Origin of the sequence: Burkholderia sp. Ax-1720 (genome assembly GCF_011753035.1) — a bacterium.
GTDB lineage: Bacteria > Pseudomonadota > Gammaproteobacteria > Burkholderiales > Burkholderiaceae > Burkholderia > Burkholderia gladioli.
This window is the reverse complement of the sequence record NZ_VWWK01000452.1, coordinates 1-869: the sequence shown is the minus strand read 5'-3', so window position 1 is coordinate 869 and position 869 is coordinate 1. Positions and strand designations below refer to the sequence as shown.

Annotated in this window: 1 protein-coding gene; it reads right to left on the bottom strand. The window is 73.9% G+C overall.

Annotated features, from left to right (window positions below):
• Positions 1-158: 158 nt before the first annotated feature.
• Positions 159-818 (bottom strand): RNA polymerase sigma factor, encoded by a 660-nt coding sequence (locus tag F3J18_RS37610; RefSeq protein WP_240156530.1) that lies wholly within the window; start codon positions 816-818, stop codon positions 159-161.
• Between the last annotated feature and the right edge of the window lie 51 nt (positions 819-869).

Genomic DNA, 869 nt, shown 5'->3' with positions numbered 1-869 from the left:
GAGCCAGCCGTCGAGCTCGGCGGCCTCGGCCAGCAGCGCGCCGGCCTGCTCGCGATGGGCGCCGGCCCAGTCGCGCGCGGCGTCGCGTTCGGCATCGGGCCAGCGGCGCGGGTCCGCGCCATAGGCCTCGACGATGTTGCGGAATCGTTCGGGTGTCATCAGATTTCCTCGCTGCGGCCGTCGCCGGCCAGTTGCGCGCGCAGATTGCGCCGGGCGCGCGAGAGCAGGCTCTCCAGCGCGTCCACCGTGATGCCCATCAGGCCGGCCGCCTCGATGTTCGACAATTCCTGATAGTAATGGAGCACGAGCGCTTCCCGCTGCCGGGCCGGCAGCGCCTCCAGCGCCCGGCGCACGCGCGCGTCGCGCTCGAGCGCCTCGAGCCGTTGCTCGCCGCGCGGTTGCGGGTCCATCTGCTCGGGCAGTTCCTCGGCCGGCTCCTCGCGACGTCCGCGCAGCCGGTCATAACAAAGGTTGAGCGCCACGCGGTGCAGCCAGGTATCGAAGCGCGCCTCGCCGGACTTCCAGCGCGGCGCCTGTTTCCAGATCCGGATGAAGGCTTCCTGCGCCACGTCCTCGGCTTCCATGCGGTCGCCCAGCAGGCGCGTGGCGAGCGCGAGCAGGCGCGGCAGCTTGCGCGCCACCAGCGCGCGCGCGGCGCCGGGATCGCGCCGGCCGACCCGCTCGACGAGTTCCGCGTCGGGATCGCGTTCGCTCACGTCGCGCGCTCCCGGTTCGGCGGCCGTTCGCGTGGCCGCGGCGGCGGAAGGGCGCGCCGCGGGGCACGCCGGAATGGCTTCAAGGGCATCGACTCCCTGCAGGACGGCGACAGGTTCGGACCGCGTCGGCGCGGCACGCGGCGCATCGGCCGA